The organism is Cloacibacillus porcorum, from assembly GCF_001701045.1.
Lineage (GTDB): Bacteria > Synergistota > Synergistia > Synergistales > Synergistaceae > Cloacibacillus > Cloacibacillus porcorum.
The window spans coordinates 2,295,605-2,311,786 of record NZ_CP016757.1 but is presented as its reverse complement, the minus strand read 5'-3'; the positions used below and the strand labels follow the sequence as shown (position 1 = coordinate 2,311,786).

Sequence of the window (16,182 nt, the reverse complement as noted above, 5' to 3'; positions counted from 1 at the left end):
GAAGAGCCACGGGAGCCGCAGGGCTCTTTTTTTGTGCGCGAAGAAAGGAAAAAATCATGACATCAAAGGAAAAAGAGACAGCGTTTAAGGCTTTTATGATTGGCACGGCGGTATCTCTGCTGAGCGGAGTATTTACGGCCCCCAATACTGGCTTTTCCGTCGGTACTGGACTGGCCGTGGGCTGGGAGCTCGGAGAAGTCCTCTGGATGCACAGGGAGGGGTGTTTCATCCGCTGTGCTGGCGGCATCGCAGGGGCGGCGCTCGGAACGCTTATCCTCTGGACGGCGCTATGATGAAGCGGGACGACAACACCTTACGGCTGCTGCTGTGGCTGGTGATGGCCGCCCTTGCGGTGTGGCTTGCGCTGGTTGCAAGTATACTCTGTGCCTACGGTGCCACACCCGCGCAGGATTTTTACGCGGCGGCACGCGGACAGCCCGGCATAAACGCCTACGCCGCCACCTGCCAGAGCGCCGTGGAGACGGGATATTGGCAAAGCGAGCTTTGGCGCAGGGCATACAACGGCGCGGGGATAAAGGCCCCGCCTGAATGGAGAGCCGCCGGCAAGCCGTACATACGTATAGCGAGCAGGGAATACAGCAACGGTAAATATATTACGCGGGAATCGTACTTTCGCAGGTATGGTTCCCGCGCTGCTTTTCTGGCGGATTACGCGGCAAAGATACGCAAGGATTACCCCTATACCTACAAGCACAGTGACAACTTTTTGCTCTGCTTCGCCGGGCTGTATCGGGGGCGGCTCGGCAGCTGGGCGACGGACCGCAAGTATTTTGAGAAGCTCACGCGCATGGCCGTAAGGCTTGCGCCGGAGATATTCGGCCCGGCGTGGCACGACAAGCTGCTTACGGCTTACGAATACGCGCGCAACGAGCTTGAGCCGTGGCAGCGCGAGATCATAAAAGGGTATCTGTAAAAATTAAGGAGGCGGTGCAGAAATGAAAATAGTAATCGATCCCGGCCACGGAGCGCCGGACGGCGGCGCGGTGGGGCCGAAGGGCACAAGAGAGGCTGATATCACCCTCAAAGTGGCGCACGCGCTGGCGAAAGAACTTGCCGCGCGCGGGCATATCGCCTCCATGACGCGCAGCGGAAACAGTCGGACATTCCGTAACGACCGGACGGCAGACCTGCGCTCGCGCCCCGCCTTTGCCAACCGCATCGACGCGGACTGTTTTATTTCGCTCCATTGCAACGGGGCGGCGAACCCGGCGGCGAATGGCTTCGAGATATACACCACGCCGGGCAGAGACCACAGCGACCCGCTGGCTACGGCCATCTTCGAGGCGTGGGGGCGCATGTTCCCACAACAGCGCAAACGTACCGACACGAGCGACGGCGACCCGGATAAGGAGGCCAACTACCTTGTGCTGCGTGAGTGCCGCGTCCCCGCGGTGCTCGTGGAGATGGCCTTCATCACGAACCCGCAGGAAGAGGCTTTTTTGCGGTCGGCGGCGAATCACGACGCTATGGCGGCGGCCGTCGCGGACGGGATAGAGGCATGGGAGCGGAAAAGGAGGGGATGACGTGAGCGAAGAGGCGATCCGCGCCGAACTGGCGGCGATCTCAGACAAACTAGACGACATCGCGGCTGAAGTACGTCGCACGGTAGAAAACAACCGCGATTCACACAAGGACATATACGACCGCCTCAGCAAGCTGGAAACGGGATTCTCGAAAATGGATGTCACTTCGCGCGCCGTATTCTTTATCGCTGGCGCGGCGCTCTCCATCATCCTGCAAAAGGTACTGTAATGGCTTGGCGCGGATGGTACAGAACGCCGGTGCGCAAACCGCTGCCGGTGTTCTGCGTGCTCTTTACCTTCGGCGTGATTGTATGGTACATGCACATAAACGAGGATATACCAACAAACATGATGTACCTGCTGGCGGCCATCGACGGCGTCTCCGTCGGAGGCTACATGGGCAGCAGCGCCTATGAATCCCGCTACGGGGACGGATGGAACAGCTGCGCGCCGCAGGCCCCGGAATACACCGACTACGACAAGGAGGAGACGCACTGATGCTGCAATGGCTCTATGACCACAAATGGCAGATCGTGACGGTGCTGCTGCTTGTCGGGGTGGCCGCCGCGCTGTGGGCGTGGATAGAGGACCGACACTCGGCGGAACTGGCCGTACTGCGAAACGAGCTTGCTCGAAATGAGCAGGAGCTTCAGACGGCCAGCCAACAGGTCGAAGAACTCCGCGCGCAGCTTGGGCGCAAACAAGAGGAGATATCGCAGCTCCAAAGGACCAACGACCGCCGCATACAGGAGGTGACCAGCAATGCGTACAAGCAAGCTCGCGCTCTGGGCGATGACGATCTGCTTGCTGCTTATAACCGGCTCATCACCGGCGCACGCCAGCGCAACGCTGACCGAGAGCGGACAGATAGCGGCGACTAAAGCAGACATCCGCGAGGTTGTGGCCGACAATGCGGCGCTGGTGGCCGAGGTCGCGGCGGTGCGCGAATCGCTCGCCTCGGAACGGCAGAGCACGGCGCAGCTGATCGCCGAGTTGAACTGCTACACGGCGGCATCCGAGGAAGAAAGACGGCTTCTCCGCGAGCAGAACAGTATCCTTGCGGAGATGAACGAAACCCTGCAAAAACAGGTCCGGGCCGAAAAGCAGAAGGGTATTGGCAAGTTGCTGCTGGGGCTGGTTGTTGGCGGCGCGGTCGGCGCGGTTGCGGCGAGATAAAACCACAAGGGCGGGTTCCTTCGGGAGCTCGCCATTATTGTTTATACAGGAGGACAAAATGTTATATTATGAAAATCCGCAAGGCAAACTCTACCACGGCGACTGTTTGGAACTCATGAAAAACATCCCTGACGGCAGCGTGGATATGGTGCTCTGCGACCTGCCATACGGCTGCACAGATTACGAATGGGATGTCAGGATACCGTTTGAATCGCTCTGGGAACAATACAAAAGAATATGCAAAACTAATGCACCAATTCTGTTGTTCGGAGCACAGAAATTTGCAGTAGATACAATTATCTCAAATAGAAAAGATTTTAGGTATAAAATAATTTGGGTAAAGAGCAAGTCATTAGGTTTTCTGGACGCAAAAATAAAACCTCTAAAACAGCATGAAGAAATATTAGTGTTTTATAAAAAATTACCGACATATAACCCGCAAATGAGTTATAGTTATCATAACAGAGATGAATATCCACGGAAGAGAAAGATTGGAAAATGCGGTTTATATAATGTAGAGATTGGTCAAATAGAAGGTCCTCGTGACGGGTCGAGATATCCGACAGATGTGATATATTTTTCAAACTGGAACGGCGTTATATTCGGAAACAAGAACACTAAGGAAAATAAAATCAATGGCGGAAATAATCACCCAACCCAAAAACCCGTTCCGCTGTTGGAATACCTGATTCGCACATACAGCAACGAGGGCGAGACAATCCTTGACAACTGCATAGGCTCCGGCAGCACGGCGGTGGCGGCGCATAACACGGGGCGCAAGTGGATAGGGATAGAAAAAGAAGAAACCTTTTGTGAGATTGCAAAAAAACGCATCCAAGAAGCAGCCGAACAGGGACGGCTGCTATAGGCACGGTGGCGGTGATTTCACCGTACACAAACAGAAATAGATATATGTTCAGCATAGGGCGGGGCTAAGGCTCCGCCCTCTTTTTTTGTGCCTTTATTTAACTTGATACGTATTGACACGTATTGTATTTGTGCTATAATTAATTCATCGAAGGGAGGCGGCTCAACAGTGAAAAAAGAATATCCAGCCAATAAAAGATACACGCAAAGCGAGTTCGTAAAGATAGCTAGAGAACTTGGCTGGACGGTAACAGAGAGCCGGGGAAAAGGAAGCCATTACTGGGCCTCCAAAGAAGGACAAAGAGGTTTCCCAATCCCCTATAAAATCTCCATCGGAGTGGATCAGGCAATAAAGAAGGCGCTGGGGCTTAAATAGCCCCGGCCCCTTTGGACAAAAAGATAAACAAAGGAGTTGATAACATGAAAAAGTATCCTGACCGCTATATTTTCCCCGCCATCTTTTCTAAGGATGAAGAGGGAATGTGGGACGTAAGATTCCCTGATCTGGATAACTGCTTCACCTCGGCGGATACGCTGGAGGAGGCTATTGATCAGGCGAAATATACGCTGGAGGACTGTCTCTATTTTCTGGAAAAAGGCAAGGAAGATATTCCTGCTCCCAGCGATATCCCGTTAAATCAAAGCAATGATTCCGTCACTCAGCTCGTGGTTGCCTTTATGCCCCCAGTTCGCCGGGCATGGAGCCAGAAAGCGGTAAAAAAGACCCTTACGATTCCCGCCTATCTTGCGGAGCTTGCGGAGGAGCAGAAGCTCAACTATTCCGCTTTACTCCAACAGGCAATAAGACAAGAGTTGCACGTTCAATAATAGGGCCGCAAATGCGGCCCTATTTTGCTATTTTTTCCACAGCCTCTTTTTTCTTTTCGGGGGCGAGATGTGCGTATCTGAGTGTCATCTTTATATCTGAATGCGTCATGAGCTCACGCACGGTGTTGAGATCGACGCCGGCCATCACAAGGCGGCTGGCAAAATCATGGCGCATGTCGTGCCATGTGAAATTTTTTATCTCGGCTTCTTTCAACAACCATTCAAACGAGCTGTTACAATCGTGCATAACGCCGCCACCTTGGGGCGACGGAAAGACAAGAGGGTTGCTCTCATCGAGGCGTTGTTTTTTCCATGCTTCAAGCGTCGCCTTCGCCGTCGTGTTTATCGGTATGATATCTTCCTTTTTGCTCTTCGCAGTCTCAGCGCGAAGCGTGATATTACCATGCACAAGGTCAATGTCCTCCCAACGAAGCGACAAAAGCGCATGGCGGCGGATACCGGTATTGAGCGCCACAATAATGAGCGGCTTGAAATAGTTTGCAAAAGCCCACCCCTCCATAGAGGGAAGGTCTTTACCCTTGGCGTGAAGCCGGGTGCGGCGGCGCATCTCTCGCTGTTCTTTGTCATATTTGTCCAGCGCCGCCATGAAGCGCGGTCGTTCGTCGGCAGATAGGTAACGAATCTTCTTTTTTGAATCTACCTCTTTGAGCTTCTTCACTTTTGCCAACGGGTTCGCTGCGATCAATCCTCGGTCTGCCGAAAAATTTAAGATAGATTTTAGGCTACAGACCTTTTTATTTAGACTAGCATCCTTATTGCCGGTTCGTTTCTTTTCATTTGTGCGCCATGTTTCTATCTCTATTGGCGTAATCTCTTCCGCTGCGCGATCTAAAAACTCTGTTAGGCTTCTTGCCATTACGTCAGTAAATTTAGACCCACCCGCGGCGATATATGCGTCGCACAATTCTTTTACGGTTGGTTTGTTTTCCTTTTTGCGTTCCCGTTTAATGTCTGTCCCCGCCACGGCCATTTCAGAGAGAAATTTCTTGGCGGCCTCCCGCGCTTGTATGGGCGTAAATAGCCGCTCATCGCCAATTTTGAAAGAATCTTTTTTTCCTTTAATATTTTTGTATGTGAGATAATAAGTCTTAATTCCTGATGAGCCAACATAAAGACGTAGACCAGACATTGACTCATCGTTGATCCAGTAACCTTTTGAAGGGGCTTCAAGAGAATTGATAAACGTTTGTGTAAGTTTTACTGTAGCCATAATGTTATCACACTCCGTTACTCTATAATTACTCCTGCACTTTTGACGCGCCTTGCAACTATATAACGCATTGTAAACTAAAAAAATCGAAAAATCAAGTTATATAGCTATTTTGTGAGATAAAAGAAAAACTAAAAAGTTACTGTACGTCATTAAAATAAATATGGGGTGCAGGTGGTCGGAGGTTCGAATCCTCTCATCCCGACCAGAATTGATAAGGGCTCTGCCGATTTCGGCCGAGCCCTTTTTATGTGCCTGTATCCGTTATGTATCATGGCAGGCAATATGACGTAAAGGTCAAATCTCTTCGATCTCAGATAGGACCGCCTCCAGCACACGATCCAGAATATCATGCGGCAGCTTCTCGATATGCCGGTAATTCCTCGCCGCAATATCCAAAGATTTAATATGCTGGCAGGCGATCATCCCCTGTGTTTTCGTCCGTTCGTCAAGCGGTATATGCAAAGGGAAGGCCTTCAGCTTACTTGTAATCGGGCAGACGATGGCCATTCCAGTAACATTGTTGAAGATGTTATTGCTCACCACGACGGCGGGGCGGTGTCCTGCCTGCGGGTTAAACTCCAGCCAGATGATATCCCCCTGGCTTACCATACTTCCTTACCTACGGGGACTCCCCAATCTGTCTCCGAAGCCTTATAATCGCCCTCATAACCGGCCAAAAGTTCAATAATGTTCCTGCGCTTGCGGCTGGGAAGCGGCTTCTTGATCGTTATCTTACCCTCTTCGGCGATAACCTCCACCTCCACAGGCTTGCCTGTCGCCGGTATTTCAAGACCTACTGATTCTAAAATATGCTTTGGCAGCCTGATCCCCTGGCTATTGCCCCACTTTTGGATCATTGTCTGCATATAAATCCCCCCATACTAAGTATATACATAGTGTACACTTAATTATGTAAAATTGCAAGTATGTGCCTCAGAGAGCCACGGCTGATCACGGCGTGGATACGCAAGAATCTTGAAGGCTGTACAGACCTAAGATTACACGGGAAGCCCCTCACAGGAGACAGAGCGGGGCAATGGCGTTATCGTGTGGGAAACTATCGGATACTTGCGGAAATTTCAGATGAGAGAGTGACAATTCTTGTTTTGAAAATAGGAGATAGAAAAGATATTTATAACGACTAGCTGTAAAACAATATCTTGGGCTCAGCCGAAACCGGCCGAGCCCTTTTTGTCATCTTTAAAAATATTTACTCTCTTTGCGGAGCCGCCGCTCTGCATAAAAAGAGGCTCCGTTTCGGGAGCCTCTTTGAGTTTATCTCTATCTTGCGGCGTTTTCGTCCGTCAGCAGGGCCAGCGTGTTTCCGTCAGCGCCTTTGAGGGTCAGCACGCCCTTGTCCACAAAATAAGAGCGCACACGCGGGAGCGCTTCCAGGAGCGCGTCTTCCAGCCTCATGTCGCTGCAGGCCATCTTGGTGCTGAGGATACCGTCCAGCTTCAGCTTCATACCGGAGACGATATATGAACCGGCGATGCGGTTGCATCCGGCGTATCCGTAAAAGCGTCCGTCCGGGTCAAACTTCAGGAAAGGCCTTTCTCTGCCTTCCTCGATATTTTCAGCGGCATTTAGCTCTCCCGCGCTGACGATCTTCCAGTCTCCCTTTACCAGCTCGACCTCCTGGGAACCGAGAGCGACCAGACGTTCCACCAGCAGCATCTCCTCCGGATGGCCGTCCGCGCCGTGCTGTACGACGAGGCTGCCCTTCACCATTGCGGGAAGATATTTGCCCGGCGTGGTCCCAGTATCGGAATAGGCGCGTTCCATATCGGCGTTGTCTCCGCCTTTGGCCACAAGGTAACTCCTGCCCGTGGCCGTGTCGCGGAATACGACCCTCTCTTCGGTTTGGCTGTATTCGCCCTCCATCAGGGCCGCCGCTTTGAAGAGGTCGCCTCCCGCAGCTTTGGTCAGCGTGTAATTCAGTTTGCTTTCGGCGGCGTGTCCGCGGCTGTCGACCATCGTCACGCTCTTATCGCCGACTGTGAAATAGCGGTCGCCGTCCCCGGTTTTGAGGGTGAGGAGGGGCTTTTTATTGACCATGCTCACCGACCAGCGTCCGCTGCCGTAAAATTTATTGCTTCCCTCCGGCTCGCCGATGTAGGTCTCGGCGATGCGGAAGGTGTGGTCTGCCCGAAAGGTGACCTCCATCAGTATCCCAGGGCCGGAGGCCGCCGGAATAGTGCCGCTGTAGCTCGCGGGAAAGCGCATTATCTCTTTGCCGTCTTTCAGAAGCTGGGCGCCTGTCGCCAGCAGCGTGCCGCCGTCTCCCGTGTTCCGCGCCCGCAGGCTAGTGCCCATGGAGGTCCGCAGGAAATATTCGTCATGGCCTCTGGTCTTTGCCTTCAGCGTAAAGCGCGAAGCACCGGCGGCGCGGTCTTCCTTCACGGTGAAAGTTCCGCTGCGTTTTGTTTCGCCTGCCGCGCCGGTGTAAACGGTCTCAAGATAACTTACCGGAGCTCCGGTGACGGCGTCGTACTTCAGCACCAGAGCCGTGCGTTCCGCCGCGGAGCCGTTTCGTAAAAGATATCCCTCATACCTGTTCGCCTGGATCAGCTGCGGTGCGGCGTATGCCGGAACAGCCAACAGCATGATAAATGCCGCTGATGTAAGCAGTCTCCTCATTCTCATAAATATGACCTCCTATTTGATATCTCCCCATGGAGATGCCTGTCATGATATTTTTTGCCCTTAGGGCATGTTACATATTATCCGTTTGATCCGCGGAGGGCAACGCCAAAACTATGAAAAATCAAACTTTTGACCGTTCAGGAGGGCCGCAGGGAGTCTCGGGCGCCGGCGGCTGACTTATGCGTCTGCGCCGCCGCTCCTGCGGGCTTTTTATTTGACTTGCCGGGGCCTCTATCGTAAAATTTAACTGTGTTTCAGCGTCTTTATCCTGATAAAATTTCATGTGGAGATGATCTTATGACAGCTGTTTTCTGGGCCTTTGCCGGGTATCTTGCGGGGTCGTGTCCCACGGGTTTTCTTGTCGCGAAATATATAAAGGGAGCCGATATCCGCGCCTTCGGCTCCGGCAATATCGGGGCGACGAATGTAGGCCGGCTTATGGGCAAAAGATGGGCCGTTGCCGTCGCCGTATTTGACATGCTTAAAGGAGGCCTCGCCGTCCTCGCAGCCTCCTGTTTCATCTCCGACCCGACCATACTCGCGCTTACCGGGGTGTGCGCGGTGCTGGGACACAATTTTCCCCTCTGGCTTGGTTTCAGAGGCGGCAAAGGTGTCGCTACCACATTTGGCGTGATCGGCTTTTATAACTTCTTTATGCCGTGGCCTGCGATAATCGGCGGCATTATCTGGTACGCCGTCATGAAGACGACGAAATATGTCTCGGTGGCCTCGATGGTGGGGCTGCTCGCCGCCGCGGGGCTCACCGCCTGTTTTGGGATGCCGCGCCCCTACACGGCCGCCTCGTTTTTCCTCGCCCTCCTCTCTGTCTGGCGTCACAGGGCAAACATCGTGCGGCTGAAAAACGGCACGGAGTCGAAGGTAAAATCTTAGCCCCGCGGAGAGCGCGGCTAAATAGCATGTGGCGTCCAAGCTGATGTGATATACTGCCGTAGTCGGAAAAGTATATAGGACTGCACACGGAGGATAAAGGCAAAATGGCAAAAATAATTTTAACAGGAGACCGCCCGACGGGACGGCTTCATGTGGGACACTACGCAGGCTCTCTGGAGAGGCGCGTTGCGCTGCAGAATTCCGGTGAATACGACAGAATATACATCATGATCGCCGACGCGCAGGCGCTGACGGACAACGCCGAGCACCCGGAGAAGGTGCGCGATAATATCATCGAGGTGGCGCTCGATTACCTGGCCTGCGGCATAGATCCCGCCAAGTCCACCATCTTTATTCAATCTATGGTTCCCGAGCTTACGGAGCTGACCTCCTATTATATGAATCTTGTCACCATCGCGCGCCTGCAGCGGAATCCCACCGTCAAGGCCGAAATACAGCAGCGCAACTTCGAGGCCAGCATCCCCGTGGGGTTCTTTACCTATCCCATCAGCCAGGCTGCCGACATCACGGCCTTCCGTGCTACCTCTGTGCCCGTTGGGGAGGACCAGGCGCCGATGCTGGAACAGTGCCGGGAGATAGTGCATAAATTTAACGCCACCTACGGCGACACGCTGACCGTACCGGAGATCGTACTGCCGGAAAACAGGGTCTGTATGAGGCTGCCGGGCATTGACGGAATGTCCAAGATGAGCAAGTCTCTGGGAAACTGCATCTACCTTGCCGACGAGCCGGAGGAGATACGCAAAAAGGTGATGTCGATGTTCACCGACCCCAATCATCTCAAAGTGGACGATCCCGGCAGTACGGATGGCAACCCCGTCTTCATCTATCTGGAGGCGTTCAGCCGCCCGGAGGATTTTGCGGAGTTTATGCCCGAATACGGCGGCTTGGATGAGCTTGAGGCCCACTACCGCCGCGGCGGTCTTGGCGATATAAAGGTAAAAAAGTTTCTTAACAGCGTTATGCAGAGCCGTCTTGCCCCCATCCGCGAGCGGCGCCGGGAGTGGGAGCGGCAGATACCGGAGGTATACGACATCCTGCGGCGCGGCAGCGAGGCCGCGAGGGCCTCGGCCGCCGCGACCCTTTGCGACGTGCGCACTGCGATGCGCATCAATTATTTCGACGACACGGCCCTTATTGAGGGGCAGATAGAGAAACACCGGGGCCGGTAACTGGGTCAGGCGGGATATCTATCTTCACAAATATTGCCGCGCCGCCGCACTGAGCCCTTAAACGGGCCGTTGGCTTTCTGTCTGTGTTCCTGTTCCGAATCACGGTGTTTGCCGCCTCTGCGGCGCTGTAAATGCCGTCAGCGGCGAATATCCGGGATACGCGTGGCCTCTCCTGCGGTTATAAGCGCTGTCACGGAGCTTTGCCGGGCGGCGTGCCGTGCCGATGAATTTTTTTATGGCCGCCGGATGGAATTTTTTCTTAAATATAAAAACATGCCGCCTATGAGCTTTTGCTCCGGCGGCATATTTTATTCAGGCTGTCTGCGCTGCGTTCAGTTCAGCAGGTCTGCTCCCTTTATCACGTAGTCTATGCCGGACCATACCGTGAGGATGACGGCGACCCACATGACCGCCATAGCGTAGGGAATGTTGAAGATAAGCATCACGATGCCCACTATCTGTGTGACGGTTTTGAGCTTTCCTCCCTTGGAGGCGGCGATCACCACGCCCTCCGAGGCGGCCACCATCCTCAGCCCCGAGACGATGAATTCACGCGAGACGATGACGACGACCATCCAAGCGGGGAAGCGGTGGAGTTCGACGAGCGCCGTCAGCACGGCGATGACGAGTATCTTGTCTGCTAAGGGGTCGATAAATTTCCCCATGTTGGTGACAAGGTTTCTTTTACGCGCTATATGTCCGTCCGCGGCGTCCGTGATCGAGGCTATGATAAAGACGAGCCCCGCGATGAGGTCTCCGATATTTACCCCCTCGATGAATCCGAACTGTGTCCGCAGGGTCAGAAAGACGAGAATGACGGGGACGAGAAAGACCCGCGACAGGCTCAGCATATTAGGCAGGTTCCATGGTGATGGCATGGCAACGATTCCCTCCGTAAAACATTGTTGTGCTCTCTCATTCTTTTCACAATTCAAAATGCACATTACCAATATTTATAACATAAAAATCTCTTTTTGGGATATAAAAATGGCAAGAGGCCGGGATTTTGTCCCTCCCGGCCTCTCTGAATTATTGGATTTTTTGCATTTTAGTATAGTTCTTTTGTCGCGACGATATCCGTATCCGTTCCGCAGACGTTCCTTATCAGGATATCCCCAATGTGGACCGGAAGCTGGGCCTTCGTTCTCCTGATCTCCGCGAGGCATTCAAATATTTTCTCTTTGCCTATCGGTTTTGAGGTCTTGACGGAGAGAGGTGTCCCGCCGCCTACCGTCTCCATCAGCGAGGTGACCATGCGTGTCGGATGTGTCAGCTCCTCCTCCGCGTATCTTTTGCCGATGGCGCAGCTCTGTCCGCTGACGGAGAGTATTTTGCCGTTTTCGCTCTCCGCGGTTATCTGGCAGCCCATGGGGCAGCCTATGCAGGTAAGCTCCGTTATCATGGCCGCGCCTCCACTCCTACGGTTATCTCCGACGTTTCGGGGCGCTCTCCAAGGAGCGCCATATCCAGTTTAAAGGAGACCATCTCGCCGGGGGTCAAGATACGGTGCCTCTTTGAAAATATCTTCTCCGCGCCCGCCGTTATGACGACGGCGGCATCCTTATAGACGTCGCGAGGCCTGAACATCATCGTGACCTCGCCCTGTGCGCCGCGCGATATATACTGGGGCACGACGCCCGACGCGCCAGCACCGGCGGAGACTGTAACCGTACCGCCGCCGCGCGGCCGTTCCCCGTTGATATAATGCCAGGCGTTCTCTCCGGCCTTCGCCGCCTCCTCGGAGACGAAATCCACCAGATCGTGTACATGAAGGACATTTCCGCAGGAGAATATCCCCTCCACCGAGGTATGCAGCGACTCGTCGACGACCGCGCCGTTTGTCGTTTCGGAGATCTCAACGCCGGCCATCGCCGACAGCTCGTTTTCCGGTATGAGGCCGACGGAGAGGAGCAGCGTGTCGCACTCGTAATATTTTTCGGTGCCCGGTATCGGTCTGAGGCGTTCGTCGACCGCCGCCACCGTAACGCCCTTGAGACGCTCTCTGCCCGCGATGTCGACGACGGTATGCGAGAGAAGCAGCGGGATGCCGTAATCGTCGAGGCACTGGACGATATTTCTCTTAAGGCCGGCGGAAAAGGGCATCAGCTCCACGCAGCCCTTGACCTCCGCGCCCATGAAGGTCATGCGGCGCGCCATGATGAGGCCGATATCGCCGGAGCCGAGGATCATCACCTTTTTGCCCGGCATGACGCCCTCCATATTCACAAAACGCTGCGCTGTGCCTGCGGTGTAGATGCCTGAACAGCGCTGCCCGGGAATGCCGAGCGAACCGCGCGGGCGCTCGCGGCAGCCCATCGCGAGGATGACGGCCCCGGCCTCTATCTCCTCTAGCCCCGCCGTCCTGCTCACGCAGGTGATTTTTCTGTCCCTGGTTATATCTATCACCATGGTGCCGCAGCGGCAGGGGATGCCGTATTCTATTATCTTTTCGATATATCGCTGCGCGTACTCCGGCCCGGTGAGCTCCTCTTTGAAGGTGTGGAGGCCAAAGCCGTTATGTATGCACTGTTTTAGTATCCCGCCGAGAGAGTCCTCGCGCTCCAGAATGATCAGGTCGCGGCAGCCAGCCTCGTAGGCGGCGACGGCGGCGGCAAGTCCCGCGGGGCCGCCGCCTATGATCGCCAGTCCGACTTTACGCATGGGGCTTTGCCTCCTTTTCAAAGAGATAGTGCGAGAGCAGCCTTGAGGCGCCGGAAGATTTTGCCGCTTCAAGCGGGTCCAGCCCCAGCTCTTCGCAGAGTATCCCGATCGTCCGCGGAGTACAGAAACCTGCCTGGCAGCGGCCCATCCCCGCCCTTACGCGCAGCTTGACGCCGTCTGTGGTGCGCGCGCCGACGGGGCGGCGTATCGCCTGCCGTATCTCGGCCTCGGTGACGTTCTCGCAACGGCAGACCACCTTGGCGTAGTCCGGGTTTGCCGCGATCGCGCGCGCGCGTTCCACGTTCGTCATCTCGCGGAAGGAGGGAATGGCGCGGCGCGTGGGGTCGAAACACGGATTATCGGCCGCCGAGAGCCTCTCGGCGATCAGCTCTGCGAGGTAACATCCGATCGCGGGGGCGGAGGTGAGCCCCGGAGATTCCACGCCGCCGGCGTTGAAAAACAGCTCCGCGTCGGGGGCTTCGCCAATGATGAAGTCGTCGCGGTCGCAGTGGGCGCGCACCCCCGCGAAGCTTGTTATAAAGGCGCGCGTGGGAATATCCTCCCAGCTTATCGAGGCCCCCGCGAGTACCTTGTCGAGGCCGAAACGCGTCGTTCGCGTGTCTTCTCGTTCATCGATATCCTCGGCGGTGGGGCCGATGAGCAGCGTGCCGTCCACGGTGGGGGCGACGAGGATGCCCTTTCCCATCTTTGTCGGCAGCTGGAATATCGCGGAGTTGAAATAACCGGTATACTTTTTGTCCACTATGTAATATTCGCCGCGGCGCGGCGTGATATAAAATTTTTCTTCGGAGACCATATTGTTGATCTCGTCCGAGTGGACACCGGCGCAGTTCACGACGGCGTCGGCGGTGAAATCCCCCGCCGTGGCCGAGATATGCCAGCCATCCCGCCATTTTTTTATACCGGTGACCGCCGCGTTTCTGATAAAGGTGACGCCGTTGCGCGCGGCGTTTTCAGCGTAGGCGATCGTAAGGCCGTAGGGGCAGACGATCCCTCCGCTCTCAACGAGCAGCGCCTTGGAGGCCGCCTTTGAGAGATGCGGCTCCCGCCGCCGGATCTCCTCCGCGCCGATTATCGAAAGCCCTGAGACGCCGTTTTTTTCGCCGCGCGCGAGCAGCCCGCCCAGTTTAGGGTCGTCGCTTTCGCTGAAAGAGACGACTAGCGAACCGTTGCGCCTGTAGGGTACCTCCAGCTCGGAACATACGCGGCCGAACATCGTGTTGCCGGCGACGTTATACTTTGCCTTAAGCGTCCCCGGCTCGGCGTCATAGCCGCCGTGGACGATCGCGGTGTTTGCCCGGCTCTGCCCGGCGCAGATATCAGATGACTTTTCCAGCAGAATTATTCGGAGGCGGCGGCGCGAAAGTTCGCGGGCGACGGCGCAGCCCACGACGCCGCCTCCGATGATCAGGACGTCATACTTCAATGTCATATTCCTCCCGTCGCGTGGCTCTCCCGCCCGCAAAGGAACGAAAACAGGCCCGCCCCTTTGCGGGCCTGTCTTTCCCCTTTGGTCTTGTCATGTTTTTATTGAAACAGGTCTCCGCTGTCGGTCAGTCTTTCGCCCAGCCGAAGGAACACCGGACCGCCTTTTTCCAGCCGTCGATGAGCTCCTGCGCCTTTTGTGGGCACATCTCCGGCTTGAATTCGTTGTCGATGGCCCAGTTGTTGAGGACGTCGTCCTTTGTCTTCCAGTATCCTACCGCGAGACCGGCGAGGTAGGCCGCGCCCATCGCCGTCGTCTCAACGCACATCGGACGGCGGACGGGAGCCTGTATCACATCGGACTGGAACTGCATGAGGAAATTATTTTTACATGCGCCGCCGTCTACCTTGAGGGCCGCGAGGCTGATGCCGCTGTCCTCTTCCATCGCCTTGAGAACGTCGTAAGTCTGATAGGCCAGGGACTCCAGCGTCGCGCGGATGAGATGCGACTTATTGGCGCCACGTGTGAGGCCGACGATCGTGCCGCGCGCGTACTGGTCCCAATAGGGCGCGCCGAGGCCGACGAATGCGGGGACGACATAGACGCCGTTGGTATCGGCTACTTTCTTCGCGTAGTATTCGGAATCCGGCGAGGTGTCCACGATCTTGAGCTCGTCGCGGAGCCACTGGATCGCCGCGCCGGCGACGAAGATCGAGCCTTCGAGGGCGTAGGAGACCCTGCCCTCTTCAAGCCCCCAGGCGATCGTCGTGACGAGCCCGTTCTTTGAGTACTTTATCTTGTCGCCGATATTCATCAGCATAAAGCATCCCGTGCCGTAGGTGTTCTTGGCTTCGCCCGGCGTGAAGCAGGCCTGTCCGAAAAGCGCCGCCTGCTGGTCGCCCGCGGCCCCCGCGATCTTGACCGGATCGCCGAAGAGGGCCTCGTCCGTCTCACCGTAAACGGCGCTGGAGGGCCTCACCTCTGGCAGCATGCACTTGGGGATATTGAGCTCGGCGAGGATCTCGTCGTCCCATTTGAGCTCCTTTATGTTATAAAGCAGCGTGCGCGAGGCGTTCGAATAGTCAGTCACGTGGATCTTTCCGCCCGATAGCTTCCAGATGAGCCAGGTGTCTATCGTGCCGAAGAGCAGTTCGCCCTTCTCCGCGCGTTCGCGCGCTCCGGGAACGTTCTCCAATATCCAGCGCAGCTTCGTACCGGAGAAGTAGGCGTCGATGACGAGGCCGGTCTTCTCTCTGAAAGAGTCTGCCAGCCCCTTTTCCCTGAGGCTGTCGCAGTACTCGGAGGTCCTGCGGCACTGCCATACGATGGCGTGATAGACGGGCTCTCCGGTGTTCTTATCCCAGACGACGGTCGTTTCGCGCTGATTCGTGATACCGATCGCGGCGATGTCCGTCGATTTCGCGCCGATCTTGGCCATCGCCTCGATGGCGACGCCGAGCTGCGTGGCCCAGATCTCATTCGCGTCATGCTCGACCCAGCTCGGCTGCGGATAATACTGGGTGAACTCCTTCTGCGCCACACTGCATATTTCTCCCTTTTCGTTGAAGAGGATACAGCGGTTGCTGGTAGTGCCCGCGTCGAGTGCCATGATATACTTCGCCATAGCCCTATTGCCCCTTTCGTCCTGCATTGAGATTTATATTATTAACGATAATTAAAATTCTATAAAGCGGC

At 55.3% G+C, this 16,182-nt stretch carries 22 protein-coding genes; 13 read left to right on the top strand and 9 right to left on the bottom strand.

Going from position 1 to position 16,182, the window contains the following annotated elements; all coding sequences use genetic code 11:
• The first annotated feature begins 56 nt into the window (after positions 1–56).
• The 10 genes from BED41_RS10390 (at position 57) to BED41_RS10345 (ending at position 4,415) form a co-directional block, all read left to right on the top strand.
• The gene (locus tag BED41_RS10390; protein WP_066745726.1) at positions 57–293 is read left to right on the top strand and encodes a hypothetical protein; all 237 of its coding nucleotides are present in this window, start codon (positions 57–59) and stop codon (positions 291–293) included.
• Positions 290–934: a glucosaminidase domain-containing protein gene (locus BED41_RS10385; RefSeq protein ID WP_084002402.1), complete on the top strand. Its 645-nt coding sequence runs from the start codon at positions 290–292 to the stop codon at positions 932–934. The genes BED41_RS10390 and BED41_RS10385 overlap by 4 nt, the downstream gene beginning before the upstream one ends.
• Before the next feature lie 22 nt (positions 935–956).
• Positions 957–1,544, top strand: a complete 588-nt coding sequence (locus tag BED41_RS10380) for an N-acetylmuramoyl-L-alanine amidase family protein (RefSeq protein ID WP_066745720.1) — start codon at positions 957–959, stop codon at positions 1,542–1,544.
• A gap of 1 nt (position 1,545) precedes the next feature.
• A complete protein-coding gene (locus tag BED41_RS10375) occupies positions 1,546–1,773 on the top strand; it encodes a hypothetical protein (RefSeq protein ID WP_066745718.1) in 228 nt (75 codons plus the stop codon).
• Positions 1,773–2,042: a hypothetical protein gene (locus BED41_RS10370; protein WP_066745716.1), complete on the top strand. Its 270-nt coding sequence runs from the start codon at positions 1,773–1,775 to the stop codon at positions 2,040–2,042. The genes BED41_RS10375 and BED41_RS10370 overlap by 1 nt, the downstream gene beginning before the upstream one ends.
• On the top strand, positions 2,042–2,425 hold the full coding sequence (locus tag BED41_RS10365) for a hypothetical protein (RefSeq protein ID WP_066745713.1): 384 nt from the start codon (positions 2,042–2,044) through the stop codon (positions 2,423–2,425). The genes BED41_RS10370 and BED41_RS10365 overlap by 1 nt, the downstream gene beginning before the upstream one ends.
• The gene (locus BED41_RS10360) at positions 2,307–2,720 is read left to right on the top strand and encodes a hypothetical protein (RefSeq protein ID WP_157102324.1); all 414 of its coding nucleotides are present in this window, start codon (positions 2,307–2,309) and stop codon (positions 2,718–2,720) included. Before BED41_RS10365 ends, BED41_RS10360 begins: the two co-directional genes overlap by 119 nt.
• Positions 2,721–2,778: 58 nt before the next feature.
• On the top strand, positions 2,779–3,588 hold the full coding sequence (locus BED41_RS10355) for a DNA-methyltransferase (RefSeq protein WP_066745707.1): 810 nt from the start codon (positions 2,779–2,781) through the stop codon (positions 3,586–3,588).
• 168 nt (positions 3,589–3,756) lie between these two features.
• Entirely contained in the window at positions 3,757–3,963 is a 207-nt protein-coding gene (locus tag BED41_RS10350; RefSeq protein ID WP_008710032.1) for a type II toxin-antitoxin system HicA family toxin, read from the top strand.
• Between the two features lie 44 nt (positions 3,964–4,007).
• Positions 4,008–4,415, top strand: coding sequence for a type II toxin-antitoxin system HicB family antitoxin (locus tag BED41_RS10345; protein WP_066745704.1), 408 nt, complete (start codon positions 4,008–4,010; stop codon positions 4,413–4,415).
• Positions 4,416–4,434: 19 nt separating this feature from the next.
• Here BED41_RS10345 and BED41_RS10340 read toward each other — a convergent pair whose 3' ends face one another.
• The 3 genes from BED41_RS10340 to BED41_RS10330 form a co-directional block, all read right to left on the bottom strand.
• The gene (locus tag BED41_RS10340) at positions 4,435–5,646 is read right to left on the bottom strand and encodes a site-specific integrase (RefSeq protein WP_066745701.1); all 1,212 of its coding nucleotides are present in this window, start codon (positions 5,644–5,646) and stop codon (positions 4,435–4,437) included.
• 297 nt (positions 5,647–5,943) lie between these two features.
• Positions 5,944–6,258, bottom strand: a complete 315-nt coding sequence (locus BED41_RS10335; RefSeq protein WP_066745698.1) for a type II toxin-antitoxin system PemK/MazF family toxin — start codon at positions 6,256–6,258, stop codon at positions 5,944–5,946.
• Entirely contained in the window at positions 6,252–6,515 is a 264-nt protein-coding gene (locus tag BED41_RS10330; protein WP_066745693.1) for an AbrB/MazE/SpoVT family DNA-binding domain-containing protein, read from the bottom strand. Before BED41_RS10330 ends, BED41_RS10335 begins: the two co-directional genes overlap by 7 nt.
• Positions 6,516–6,575: 60 nt before the next feature.
• On the opposite strand from BED41_RS10330, the gene BED41_RS16185 reads away from it, so the two are divergent.
• The gene (locus BED41_RS16185; protein WP_084002400.1) at positions 6,576–6,794 is read left to right on the top strand and encodes a type II toxin-antitoxin system RelE family toxin; all 219 of its coding nucleotides are present in this window, start codon (positions 6,576–6,578) and stop codon (positions 6,792–6,794) included.
• 136 nt (positions 6,795–6,930) lie between these two features.
• On the opposite strand, the gene BED41_RS10325 is transcribed toward BED41_RS16185, so the two are convergent.
• Positions 6,931–8,295, bottom strand: a complete 1,365-nt coding sequence (locus tag BED41_RS10325) for an META domain-containing protein (protein WP_066745691.1) — start codon at positions 8,293–8,295, stop codon at positions 6,931–6,933.
• Between the two features lie 297 nt (positions 8,296–8,592).
• Between BED41_RS10325 and plsY the strand changes: the two genes are divergently transcribed.
• Positions 8,593–9,186 (top strand): glycerol-3-phosphate 1-O-acyltransferase PlsY, encoded by a 594-nt coding sequence (gene plsY, locus BED41_RS10320; RefSeq protein WP_066745689.1) that lies wholly within the window; start codon positions 8,593–8,595, stop codon positions 9,184–9,186.
• A gap of 104 nt (positions 9,187–9,290) precedes the next feature.
• The gene (gene trpS, locus BED41_RS10315) at positions 9,291–10,379 is read left to right on the top strand and encodes a tryptophan--tRNA ligase (protein WP_066745687.1); all 1,089 of its coding nucleotides are present in this window, start codon (positions 9,291–9,293) and stop codon (positions 10,377–10,379) included.
• 332 nt (positions 10,380–10,711) lie between these two features.
• Here trpS and pgsA read toward each other — a convergent pair whose 3' ends face one another.
• The 5 genes from pgsA to glpK all read right to left on the bottom strand — a co-directional run bounded on the left by pgsA (position 10,712) and on the right by glpK (position 16,111).
• Positions 10,712–11,257, bottom strand: coding sequence for a CDP-diacylglycerol--glycerol-3-phosphate 3-phosphatidyltransferase (gene pgsA / locus BED41_RS10310; protein WP_066745684.1), 546 nt, complete (start codon positions 11,255–11,257; stop codon positions 10,712–10,714).
• A 170-nt stretch (positions 11,258–11,427) separates the two neighbouring features.
• Positions 11,428–11,781 carry a DUF1667 domain-containing protein gene (locus BED41_RS10305; protein WP_066745682.1) on the bottom strand — a complete coding sequence of 118 codons (354 nt, stop codon included), beginning with the start codon at positions 11,779–11,781 and terminating at the stop codon, positions 11,428–11,430.
• Positions 11,778–13,040, bottom strand: coding sequence for an NAD(P)/FAD-dependent oxidoreductase (locus tag BED41_RS10300; RefSeq protein WP_066745679.1), 1,263 nt, complete (start codon positions 13,038–13,040; stop codon positions 11,778–11,780). The genes BED41_RS10305 and BED41_RS10300 overlap by 4 nt, the downstream gene beginning before the upstream one ends.
• Entirely contained in the window at positions 13,033–14,487 is a 1,455-nt protein-coding gene (locus BED41_RS10295) for an NAD(P)/FAD-dependent oxidoreductase (protein WP_229712293.1), read from the bottom strand. Before BED41_RS10295 ends, BED41_RS10300 begins: the two co-directional genes overlap by 8 nt.
• Before the next feature lie 127 nt (positions 14,488–14,614).
• Positions 14,615–16,111 (bottom strand): glycerol kinase GlpK, encoded by a 1,497-nt coding sequence (glpK, locus tag BED41_RS10290; protein WP_066745673.1) that lies wholly within the window; start codon positions 16,109–16,111, stop codon positions 14,615–14,617.
• Between the last annotated feature and the right edge of the window lie 71 nt (positions 16,112–16,182).

Bases quoted from the DNA above. Each gene is read 5' to 3' on its own strand.
- BED41_RS10390 (WP_066745726.1), top strand. From the start codon at position 57: ATGACATCAAAGGAAAAAGAGACAGCGTTTAAGGCTTTTATGATTGGC.
- BED41_RS10385 (WP_084002402.1), top strand. From the start codon at position 290: ATGATGAAGCGGGACGACAACACCTTACGGCTGCTGCTGTGGCTGGTG.
- BED41_RS10380 (WP_066745720.1), top strand. From the start codon at position 957: ATGAAAATAGTAATCGATCCCGGCCACGGAGCGCCGGACGGCGGCGCG.
- BED41_RS10370 (WP_066745716.1), top strand. From the start codon at position 1,773: ATGGCTTGGCGCGGATGGTACAGAACGCCGGTGCGCAAACCGCTGCCG.
- BED41_RS10365 (WP_066745713.1), top strand. From the start codon at position 2,042: ATGCTGCAATGGCTCTATGACCACAAATGGCAGATCGTGACGGTGCTG.
- BED41_RS10360 (WP_157102324.1), top strand. From the start codon at position 2,307: ATGCGTACAAGCAAGCTCGCGCTCTGGGCGATGACGATCTGCTTGCTG.
- BED41_RS10355 (WP_066745707.1), top strand. From the start codon at position 2,779: ATGTTATATTATGAAAATCCGCAAGGCAAACTCTACCACGGCGACTGT.
- BED41_RS10345 (WP_066745704.1), top strand. From the start codon at position 4,008: ATGAAAAAGTATCCTGACCGCTATATTTTCCCCGCCATCTTTTCTAAG.
- BED41_RS10340 (WP_066745701.1), bottom strand. From the start codon at position 5,646: ATGGCTACAGTAAAACTTACACAAACGTTTATCAATTCTCTTGAAGCC.
- BED41_RS10335 (WP_066745698.1), bottom strand. From the start codon at position 6,258: ATGGTAAGCCAGGGGGATATCATCTGGCTGGAGTTTAACCCGCAGGCA.
- BED41_RS10330 (WP_066745693.1), bottom strand. From the start codon at position 6,515: ATGCAGACAATGATCCAAAAGTGGGGCAATAGCCAGGGGATCAGGCTG.
- BED41_RS16185 (WP_084002400.1), top strand. From the start codon at position 6,576: ATGTGCCTCAGAGAGCCACGGCTGATCACGGCGTGGATACGCAAGAAT.
- BED41_RS10325 (WP_066745691.1), bottom strand. From the start codon at position 8,295: ATGAGAATGAGGAGACTGCTTACATCAGCGGCATTTATCATGCTGTTG.
- plsY (WP_066745689.1), top strand. From the start codon at position 8,593: ATGACAGCTGTTTTCTGGGCCTTTGCCGGGTATCTTGCGGGGTCGTGT.
- trpS (WP_066745687.1), top strand. From the start codon at position 9,291: ATGGCAAAAATAATTTTAACAGGAGACCGCCCGACGGGACGGCTTCAT.
- pgsA (WP_066745684.1), bottom strand. From the start codon at position 11,257: ATGCCATCACCATGGAACCTGCCTAATATGCTGAGCCTGTCGCGGGTC.
- BED41_RS10305 (WP_066745682.1), bottom strand. From the start codon at position 11,781: ATGATAACGGAGCTTACCTGCATAGGCTGCCCCATGGGCTGCCAGATA.
- BED41_RS10300 (WP_066745679.1), bottom strand. From the start codon at position 13,040: ATGCGTAAAGTCGGACTGGCGATCATAGGCGGCGGCCCCGCGGGACTT.
- glpK (WP_066745673.1), bottom strand. From the start codon at position 16,111: ATGGCGAAGTATATCATGGCACTCGACGCGGGCACTACCAGCAACCGC.